The following is a 9376-nucleotide window of genomic DNA, read 5'->3' on the forward strand; positions in this document are numbered from 1 at the left end:
CCGGGCGAGGTCAAGGTGACCTTCGCCGAGCCGTACGCGGACTGGCAGAACCTGTTCCGTCCGCTGATCCCGGCCGCCGGGATCAGCACCGCGGCGCCGTCCGGGGCCGCCGGCGTTTCGCCGTGGGCCGTTCCGGCCCGTCGTGCGGCACGGTGCGCCTACACTCCGATGCCATGCTGGAAACTCCGCGCAGGGCACGTCAGGCGGCCACCCTCGGCCTGGTGTTCGGTGCCGTGCTGCTGGCCGGCGCCGCCACCGGCGCCTGGGGCGACCCGGGCACGCCGCCGCACCGCGCGTCCGCGGACGCGGCCCCGGCCGCCGTGGGCGTCGTCGCGGCGGGCCAGGACCCGGCCGGCGCGGCGCTCTCCGAGCAGCAGGCCGAGCACCTGATCGGCGCCAGCGGTGACCGCTGGGGCGCCTACTACAGCGCGCAGGAGTACGCCGAGTTCAGCCAGGGCCTGGACGGCCGCTACCTCGGGGTGGGCCTCTCGGTCGGCCGCGGCCAGGACGGCGTCACCGCCGTCTCGCAGGTCCGCCCGGCCGGGCCCGCCGCCGAGGCCGGGATCGCGGCCGGCGACCGCCTGCTCCGGGTCGGCGAGGACCAGGCCGACCGGCTGCCGGTGACCGAGGTGGTCGCCCGGCTGCGCGGGCGCGAGGGCGAGCGGCAGGCCGGCTCCGAGGTCACCCTGGCCGTCCAGCGCGGCGACGGGGAGGTCCGCGAGGTCCGGCTGCACCGCGTCCTGCTGGACAGTCAGCAGGTCACCGTCGAGCGCCTGGACGACGGCGTCGTGCGGATCACGGTGCGGGCCTTCACCAGCGGCGTGGCCGAGCAGGTGCGCGCGGCCGTGCGCGGCGCGCACGCCGGGGTGGTGCTGGACCTGCGCGGGAACTCCGGCGGGCTGGTCGAGGAGGCCGCCGGGACGGCCGGGGTCTTCCTGGACGGCGGCCCGGTCGGCTCGTACCGGGAGCGCGGCGGGACGCGCGAGCTGACCGCCCCGCCCGGCGGCGACCAGCGCACCCCGCTGGTGGTGCTGGTGGACGGCGGCACCATGAGCGCCGCCGAACTGCTCACCGGCGCCCTCCAGGACCGCAGCCGGGCGGTGGTGGTGGGCGGCCGGACCTTCGGCAAGGGCACCGTCCAGCAGCCCAGCCGGCTCGCCGACGGCGCCGTGCTGGAACTGACCGTCGGTCGCTACTACACCCCCGCCGGCCGCTCCCCGGAGGGCACCGGCCTGACCCCGGACGTGCCGGCCACCGCCTCCGAGGACGCCGGCGCACTGGCCCTGCGGGTCCTCGCCGGCCTCGGGACCCGTGCGTAAAGGGGCTGCTCGGCAGCGGCCCGGGATGCGAGAATGACGGCGTTATGGCAAAGGAAACCGGACAGAAGCTGATCGCGCAGAACAAGAAGGCGCGGCACGAGTACACCATCCTCGACACCTACGAGTGCGGCCTCGTGCTCACCGGCACCGAGGTCAAGTCACTGCGCGAGGGGCGGGCCAACCTGGTCGACGGCTACGCCTACATCCAGAACCACGAGGCGTGGATCGACAACGTCTTCATCCCCGAGTACACCCAGGGGACGTGGACCAACCACGCCGCGCGGCGCAAGCGCAAGCTGCTGCTGCACAAGCTGGAGATCCGCAAGATCGAGACCAAGGTCCGGGACGCCGGCCACACCCTGATCCCGCTCTCGCTGTACTTCAAGGACGGCCGGGTGAAGCTCGAACTCGCGCTCGCCGTCGGCAAGAAGCTGTACGACAAGCGCCAGACGCTGCGCGAGAAGCAGGACACCCGCGAGACGGCCCGCGCCGTCGCGGCGGCCCGGCGGCGCCAGGGCTGACCCGCGGCGACGCCGGGGTTAATCCGCTGGACCCCCGCCCGTCGCCTCACGTACTATGGCGCAAGCAACACGGACGGTCGCCGTCCGAGCTGTTTCTCAACAAAACATGGGGATGATCGGTTTCGACAGGGGATGTTGAAACAGGGGAAGCGAGCCGAGGAACGCGGCAATGATCTCGTTAACCACGTGTCGCAAAAAAATAATCGCCAACTCTAAGCGCGATTCCCAGCAGTTCGCTCTCGCTGCCTAATAAGCACCGATAGCGCTTGGGTGTCAGACCGGGGAGTTCCCGACCCGGACCCTGGCATAATCTAGGGAACTCAACCGTCCGCCCGGGCTGCGAGGGCGGAGGGGAAATCAAACAGCAGCTGGGCCTGTTGGCGGCTTGTCCGTGTGACCGCCAGGGCCGAGAAAAGCACAGCGGACTGCGCTCGGAGAAGCCCTGAATTAACTCCACTGGACCCGGGTTCGATTCCCGGCATCTCCACCACCCCATGTTCACAGTGAAGGCCGTCCACCGCTCAGCGGGGGGCGGCCTTCACGTTTTCCCCGTCCCGGTGCGGCGCTGCGCGGGGGTGGGGGCGTAGGATCTTCCGTCCGCTCGTTTCCCAGAGTCGGACTCCCGCCGCTACCACCGAGGCCATGCAGAGCAAGCAGAGCAACACGGACACCACCGCCGCCGATCACGAGACCGTCCGCGAGCGCGAGATCGCCGGGGAGCAGCACCACCTCGACACGGTGTACCACCGCCTGGAGGAGAAGCTCGCCGAGGCCGAGTACATCCTGGAGGACGCCGCCAAGCGCGTGCACGTCGGCACCCCCGGCGCGCTCGCCGAGCGCGATGCCCAGGTGTACCGGGCCGGCGCCCACCTCCAGCGGCTGAACAACGAGTTCGAGGACTTCCTCTTCGGCCGGATAGACCTCCAGCAGGCCGACGCCCCGGAGGAGCACGGCATCCCCTCGAACACGCCGCTCGACCCGGCCGACCCGGCCGTCGCCGAGACCCTGCACATCGGCCGGCTCGGGGTGCTGGACGCCGAGTACGGCCCGCTGGTGATCGACTGGCGGGCGCCGGCCGCCGCGCCGTTCTACCGGTCCACCCCGCTGGAGCCCGGCCGGGTCATCCGCCGTCGGGTGATCCGCTCCAAGGGCCGCAAGGTGATCGGCGTCGAGGACGACCTGCTGCGCCCCGACCTCACGCCCACCCTGGACGGCCGGGAGCTGGCGGTGGTCGGCGACGGCGCCCTGATGGCCTCGCTCGGCCGGGCCCGCAGCCACTCGATGCGGGACATCGTCTCGTCCATCCAGAAGGAGCAGGACGAGGTGATCCGGGCCGCCGCGGCCGGGGCCACCCTGGTCACCGGAGGCCCCGGCACCGGCAAGACCGCCGTCGCCCTGCACCGCGCCGCGTTCCTGCTCTACCAGGACCGCCGCCGCTACGCCGGGGGCATCCTGGTGGTCTCCCCGACCCCGCTGCTGGTCTCGTACACCGAGGGCGTGCTGCCCTCGCTCGGCGAGGAGGGCCAGGTCGCCATCCGCGCGGTCGGCTCCCTGGTCGACGGCATCGAGGCGGGCACCTACGACACCCCGGAGGCGGCCCGGATCAAGGGCTCGGCCCGGATGGTGCAGCTGCTGCGCCGGGCCGCCCGGGCGGCGCTGGAACTGGGTGCGCCGCAGGAGCTGAAGGTGGTCGCCCGCGGCGAGGTGCTGCGCCTCGACGCCGGCCGGCTGAAGGCCGTCCGCGGCAACGTGATCGGCTCCGGCGGCACCCCGCTGAACCTGCTCCGCCCGCGCGCCCGCCGGCTGCTGCTGGACGCGCTCTGGCAGGAGGCCACCCGGCACCTGCCGAAGCCCGCCGACCACTACGCCCGCGAGCAGCGCCAGGAGGAGAAGGAGGCGTTCGACGAGTACGTCTCGGACGAGGCGCCGTTCCTGGACTTCCTGGCCGCCTGGTGGCCCGCGATGGCCCCGCGCCGGGTGCTCGGCACCCTGAAGCAGACCCGGCACACCAACCGGGTCGCCCGCCGGGCCGTCACCCCGGACGAGGCCAGGGTGCTGGCGGCGTCCTGGCGGCAGCTGAACGAGCGCGGCGAGGGGGCCCTGTCCGCGCACGACGTGGCGCTGGTGGACGAGCTCCAGGTGCTGCTCGGCGAGCCGGCCCGCCCCAAGGTCCGCGAGGTGGACGCGGTGGACCTGCTGTCCGGCCTGGACGAGGTCACCACCTTCGCCGACCGCTCCGCCGGACGACGCGTGGGGGCACCCCCGGCCGGAGGCTGGGGGAGGGTGCCGGTGGAGCGCACCGAGTACGCGCACATCATCGTGGACGAGGCGCAGGACCTCACCCCGATGCAGTGGCGGATGATCGGCCGCCGGGCCCGGACGGCCACCTGGACGATCGTCGGGGACCCGGCGCAGTCCTCCTGGCCGTTCCCGGCGGAGGCGCAGGCCGCGCTGGACGAGGTGCTGTCCGGCAAGCCGCGCCGCCGCTACACGCTGACCGTGAACTACCGGAACCCGGCCGAGATCGCCGAGGTGGCGGCCAAGGTGCTGGCGCTGGCGGCGCCGGGCACGCCGTCGCCGAGCGCGGTGCGCCACGTCGGCGTGGAGCCGCGGTTCGCGGCCGTCGCGGACCCGGCGCCGGAGGCCTTCGGGGCGGCGGCCCGGGCCGAGCTGGAGCGGCTGCTGGCGGAGGTGGACGGCACCGTGGCGGTCGTCGTGCCGATGGACCGCCGGGCCGAGGCGGCCGGCTGGATCGCGGGCCTGGGGGAGCGCGCGGTGGCGCTGGGCAGCCTGGAGGCCAAGGGCCTGGAGTACGACGCGACCGTGGTGGCGGACCCGACCGGGATCGCGGGCGAGTCGGAGGCCGGCCTGCGGGTGCTCTACGTGGCGCTGACCCGGGCGACCCAGCGGCTGACCGTGCTCTCCGGTCCGGACGACCTGCCGGACGCGGCCGGAGTGCCCGCACTGCTGCACGGCTGACGGCGCGTCGGCGGCACTGCGCCGGCAGTACGGCGGCGGCAGCACGAAGGCCCCTCACCGGGAGGTGAGGGGCCTTCAGACGTTAGATGACACCGACCCGCCATGCTCGCCTCGCGGCAAGTGGTCCCTCGAAGGGACGAAGGTTGGGCCCGGGGGCTTGGATCGAGCCGGTGTCCCGTCCAATGTAACGCATCGGCTCCCGGGGGCAAGAAGGGCCGGGCGGTCTTGTCGGATCCGCACACTCAATGAACGTTATTTCTGACTTCCCCCTGGCAGGTGCGACGATCGAGGTCTAGCATGCGCTGCGTGCCGCTTCAACAATTTGTTGAAGAGATGCCCGGTACGCAGACACCCTCAGTGGACGGAAGAAGGACGTCGATGGCGACGGTGCCCAGTGTCTCGAACTCGATCACGGTGCGGCTGGAGGTCCCGGCCCGGGGCAACGCCGTCAGTGCGATCACCACGGCCGTCGAGTCCTCCGGCGGATCGGTCACCGGCCTCGACGTCACCGCCTCCGGCCTGGAGGCGCTGCGGATCGACGTGACCGTGGCCGCGTCCTCGGTCGCCCACGGCGAGGAGATCGTCGAGAAGCTGCGCACGATCGACGGCGTGTCGATCGGCAAGGTCTCGGACCGCACCTTCCTGATGCACCTCGGCGGCAAGATCGAGATGTCCTCGAAGCTGCCGATCCGCAACCGTGACGACCTCAGCATGATCTACACCCCGGGTGTCGCCCGGGTCTGCATGGCGATCGCCGAGAACCCCGAGGACGCCCGCCGCCTCACCATCAAGCGCAACAGCGTCGCCGTGGTCACCGACGGCTCCGCGGTGCTGGGCCTGGGCAACATCGGCCCGGCGGCCGCGCTGCCGGTGATGGAGGGCAAGGCGGCCCTCTTCAAGCGCTTCGCCGGCATCGACGCCTGGCCGATCTGCCTGGACACCCAGGACACCGACGAGATCGTGGCCATCGTCAAGGCGATCGCCCCGGGCTTCGCCGGCATCAACCTGGAGGACATCTCCGCGCCGCGCTGCTTCGAGATCGAGGCCCGGCTGCGCGCCGCCCTGGACATCCCGGTCTTCCACGACGACCAGCACGGCACCGCGATCGTGGTGCTGGCGGCGCTCACCAACGCGCTCAAGGTGGTCGGCAAGGCGATCGGCGACATCCGGGTCGTGATGTCGGGGGCCGGCGCCGCCGGCACCGCGATCCTCAAGCTGCTGCTGGCGGCCGGCGTCGAGCACGCCACCGTCGCGGACGTGAAGGGCGTGGTCCACGAGGGCCGCGACGACCTCAACGAGTCGCTGCGCTGGATCGCCGAGCACACCAACCGCTCGGGCCGCACCGGCAGCCTCAAGGAGGCCGTGGCGGGCGCCGACGTCTTCATCGGCGTCTCCGCCCCGAACGTGCTGGACGGCGAGGACATCGCCGCCATGGCGCCGGACGCGATCGTCTTCGCGCTGGCCAACCCGGACCCGGAGGTCGACCCGGCGGTGGCCCGGCAGACCGCCGCGGTGGTCGCCACCGGCCGCAGCGACTTCCCGAACCAGATCAACAACGTGCTGGTCTTCCCCGGCGTCTTCCGCGGCCTGCTGGACGCGCAGAGCCGGACGGTCAACACGGAGATGATGATCGCCGCCGCCCGCGCGCTGGCCACCACGGTCGCCGACGACGAGCTGAACGCGAACTACATCATCCCCAGCGTGTTCCACAAGGACGTCGCCAAGACGGTGGCCTCCGCCGTGCGCGAGGCGGCGCTGGCGGGTGCTCAGGAGGCGCCCGTGCAGGCCCGTCCGACCCCCGGCATCGTCGGCACGCTCGACACCGCCTCCTTCCCCGCCGTCAAGCTCTGACGGCACCGCCGCGGCGCGTGTCGCGGATCGGTCAAATGACCGAATACCGTGCTTACCCACCCAAGTCCGCCCCGAACCCTTGCGACACAAGGGCGAGGGGCGTGTTTGGGCTTGTCGTGCCTAGGGCGTACGGTAGCCCTGCACGGGGCAGGCGTGTCCGACAAGTACGGAACGTCCCCCTGGCCTTCCGGCGTGTCGTCCCGGCCGCCGCCCGTACCCGGACCACCGGAGCCGACGGAGCGTCACACCTCCGGCGGGCGGGCGTTGTTCGGGTGGCTCGGCCGGGGCCCGATTGGCTTTCTCGGGGCCGGTCGGGGCAGGATTCGTATCCGGGCAGGCGGGCGGGCCTTCGACGGCACCGGCGCCGCGGCGCGGGGTACGGACCCGGCCTGCGACCACGCATTGCCTGAACGAGCACTGTGTGCGGACCTGCGGCCTATCCGGGTGCCCCCCGGAGGGAGCACCGATGGGCCCCCGCACACCGCAAGCGAACAGACCACAGGAGTACACATGAACCGCAGTGAGCTGGTGGCCGCGCTGTCCGAGCGCGCCGAGGTGACCCGCAAGGACGCCGACGCCGTTCTGGCCGCCTTCGCCGAGATCGTCGGCGAGGTCGTCGCCAAGGGCGACGAGAAGGTCACCATCCCCGGTTTCCTGACCTTCGAGCGCACCCACCGCGCTGCCCGCACCGCCCGCAACCCGCAGACCGGCGAGCCGATCCAGATCGCGGCCGGCTACAGCGCCAAGGTGAGCGCCGGCTCCAAGCTGAAGGAAGCCGCCAAGGGCGCCTGAACCACCCCTTGAACGCCCGAGAGGCCGGGCCCCCCGCGATGGGGGGCCCGGCCTCTCGCCGTTGCCGGTGGGGGCCGGTCAGGCGGTGACCAGGCGCTCGCTGGGCAGCTCGACGTGGGCGCCGAGGTCGCGCAGCTTCTCCATGAAGTTCTCGTAGCCGCGGTTGATCAGGTCGATGCCGTGCACGGTCGAGGTGCCCTCGGCCGCCAGCGCCGCGATCAGGTACGAGAAGCCGCCGCGCAGGTCCGGGATGACCAGCTCGGAGCCGATCAGCTTGGACGGGCCGGAGACCACCGCGGAGTGCAGGAAGTTGCGGGCGCCGAAGCGGCACGGGGTGGCGCCCAGGCACTCGCGGTAGAGCTGGATGTGGGCGCCCATCTGGTTCAGCGCGCCGGTGAAGCCGAGCCGCGACTCGTACACCGTCTCGTGCACGATGGACAGGCCGGTCGCCTGGGTCAGCGCGACCACCAGCGGCTGCTGCCAGTCGGTCTGGAAGCCCGGGTGCACGTCGGTCTCCAGGGCGATCGCCTTGAGCTCGCCGCCAGGGTGCCAGAACCGGATGCCCTCGTCGTCCACCTCGAAGGCGCCGCCGACCTTCCGGAAGGTGTTCAGGAAGGTCATCATCTCCAGCTGGCGGGCGCCGCGGACGTAGATGTCGCCCTTGGTGGCCAGCGCCGCGCAGGCCCAGGAGGCGGACTCCAGACGGTCCGGCAGCGCGCGATGGGTGTAGCCGCCCAGCTCGTCGACACCGGTGATCAGGATGGTCCGGTCGGTGCCCATGGTGATGATCGCGCCCATCTTCTGCAGGACGCAGATCAGGTCGACGATCTCCGGCTCGACGGCCGCGTTGCGCAGCTCGGTGACGCCCTCGCAGAGGACGGCGGTGAGCAGCACCTGCTCGGTGGCGCCGACCGACGGGTAGGGCAGCTCGATCTTGGTGCCGCGCAGCCGCTGCGCGGCGACCAGGTAGGTGCCCTGCGGGTGCTTCTCGATGGTGGCGCCGAACTGGCGGAGCACCTCGAAGTGGAAGTCGACCGGGCGGCCGCCGATGTCGCAGCCGCCGAGGCCCGGGATGAAGGCGTGGCCGAGGCGGTGCAGCAGCGGGCCGCAGAACAGGATCGGGATCCGCGAGGAGCCGGCGTGCGCGTCGATGTCGGCGACGTTGGCGCTCTCCACGTGCGAGGGGTCGAGGATCAGCTCGCCGTCCTCGTCGCCGGTGCGGACCGTCACGCCGTGCAGCTGGAGCAGGCCGCGGACCACCTTGACGTCGCGGATGTCCGGGACGTTGCGCAGTCTGCTGGGGCCCTGCCCGAGCAGGGCGGCGACCATGGCCTTGGGGACCAGGTTCTTCGCACCACGGACGCGGATCTCGCCTTCGAGCGGGTTTCCGCCGTGGACCAGCAGGACGTCGTCGGTCATCGTTCTCGCAATCCGGGGTGCCAGAGGAGTGGGTGGGGCTCCGGGTCGGGAGCCGGGCGGTGGACCGGTCGTACGGGCGCGTTCGGGCCCCCGGCGTGACCGAGTCGGCACCGTATAAGGGCGTCCACCAGAAGTAGATGGTAGTGGGCGTCCCGGTGGTTCCCGTGAGCCTCTCCCGTGATGGTGCTCTCTTGGGGTGGTGCACCGCCCGCCGGTGCGTCCGTACGGGTGTTCGCGCGGCGCGGCGGCACGCGTCCGCGCGGCCTCCGTGTTGCGGTGTCCGCCCCCGGGGGTTCTGCGGGATCATGTGAGGCATGACGGCGGCCCATTCGCACGGAAGCCGGTCCCACACCGGCCGTTTGCTCGTCGCGACCCCCGTGCTCACCGACCCGAACTTCGCGCGGGCGGTGGTGCTCCTCCTCGACCACGACGCCGAGGGGGCGCTCGGCGTCGTCCTGAACAGGCCGACGCCGGTGGAGGTGGGCAGCGTACTCG

7 protein-coding genes and 1 other RNA gene are annotated in these 9376 nt (G+C 72.3%); 7 read left to right on the forward strand and 1 reads right to left on the reverse strand.

Annotated features, from left to right (window positions below; translation table 11 throughout):
• The first annotated feature begins 173 nt into the window (after window positions 1-173).
• The 6 genes from ABZ885_RS30000 to ABZ885_RS30025 all read left to right on the forward strand — a co-directional run bounded on the left by ABZ885_RS30000 (window position 174) and on the right by ABZ885_RS30025 (window position 7462).
• Window positions 174-1319 (forward strand): S41 family peptidase, encoded by a 1146-nt coding sequence (locus ABZ885_RS30000; protein ID WP_360195326.1) that lies wholly within the window; start codon window positions 174-176, stop codon window positions 1317-1319.
• A 44-nt stretch (window positions 1320-1363) separates the two neighbouring features.
• Window positions 1364-1840: an SsrA-binding protein SmpB gene (smpB, locus tag ABZ885_RS30005; protein WP_097237694.1), complete on the forward strand. Its 477-nt coding sequence runs from the start codon at window positions 1364-1366 to the stop codon at window positions 1838-1840.
• A gap of 108 nt (window positions 1841-1948) precedes the next feature.
• Window positions 1949-2330: a transfer-messenger RNA gene (gene ssrA, locus ABZ885_RS30010) on the forward strand.
• A 152-nt stretch (window positions 2331-2482) separates the two neighbouring features.
• On the forward strand, window positions 2483-4819 hold the full coding sequence (locus ABZ885_RS30015) for a UvrD-helicase domain-containing protein (protein ID WP_360195330.1): 2337 nt from the start codon (window positions 2483-2485) through the stop codon (window positions 4817-4819).
• 378 nt (window positions 4820-5197) lie between these two features.
• Window positions 5198-6670: an NAD-dependent malic enzyme gene (locus ABZ885_RS30020; protein WP_360195333.1), complete on the forward strand. Its 1473-nt coding sequence runs from the start codon at window positions 5198-5200 to the stop codon at window positions 6668-6670.
• Between the two features lie 510 nt (window positions 6671-7180).
• Entirely contained in the window at window positions 7181-7462 is a 282-nt protein-coding gene (locus ABZ885_RS30025; RefSeq protein WP_030059737.1) for an HU family DNA-binding protein, read from the forward strand.
• 78 nt (window positions 7463-7540) lie between these two features.
• Here the strand turns inward: ABZ885_RS30025 and murA are convergent, their stop codons facing one another.
• On the reverse strand, window positions 7541-8881 hold the full coding sequence (gene murA / locus ABZ885_RS30030) for a UDP-N-acetylglucosamine 1-carboxyvinyltransferase (RefSeq protein ID WP_360195336.1): 1341 nt from the start codon (window positions 8879-8881) through the stop codon (window positions 7541-7543).
• Between the two features lie 314 nt (window positions 8882-9195).
• On the opposite strand from murA, the gene ABZ885_RS30035 reads away from it, so the two are divergent.
• Window positions 9196-9376, forward strand: a 181-nt coding sequence (locus ABZ885_RS30035; protein WP_360195339.1) for a YqgE/AlgH family protein, incomplete at its 3' end; no start/stop codon positions are given.

The sequence above is a fragment of the Kitasatospora sp. NPDC047058 genome (assembly GCF_040643935.1).
GTDB lineage: Bacteria > Actinomycetota > Actinomycetes > Streptomycetales > Streptomycetaceae > Kitasatospora.